The organism is Bradyrhizobium sp. Mp27 (genome assembly GCF_029953005.1).
GTDB classification, from domain to species: domain Bacteria; phylum Pseudomonadota; class Alphaproteobacteria; order Rhizobiales; family Xanthobacteraceae; genus Bradyrhizobium; species Bradyrhizobium barranii.
In genome coordinates this window covers 1-208 of the sequence record NZ_JASAUS010000932.1, presented here as the reverse complement: position 1 = coordinate 208, position 208 = coordinate 1, and the positions used below count along the sequence as shown (strand labels likewise).

1 pseudogene is annotated in these 208 nt (G+C 60.6%); it reads right to left on the bottom strand.

The features are described 5' to 3' along the window. Positions 1-208, bottom strand: a pseudogene (locus QJT78_RS53045) (IS256 family transposase); the annotation flags it as partial.

The window sequence follows — 208 nt, the reverse complement described above, 5'->3', positions numbered from 1 at the left end:
TACACCGGCGATGACTTTCGGCAACTGGTTCGTGCTCTTCAATCGCCGCCAGGTCTTCGATGCGGCGTCGATGAGCTTGAACACCATCAGCTTCGCGGTTTGTTGCGACAGCGATCCCTTGGTCCGCACCGTTCGGTGGCGCACCGTGGCGAAGACGCTCTCGATCGGGTTCGAGCTGCGTAGGTGGATCCAGTGCTCAGCAGGGAAG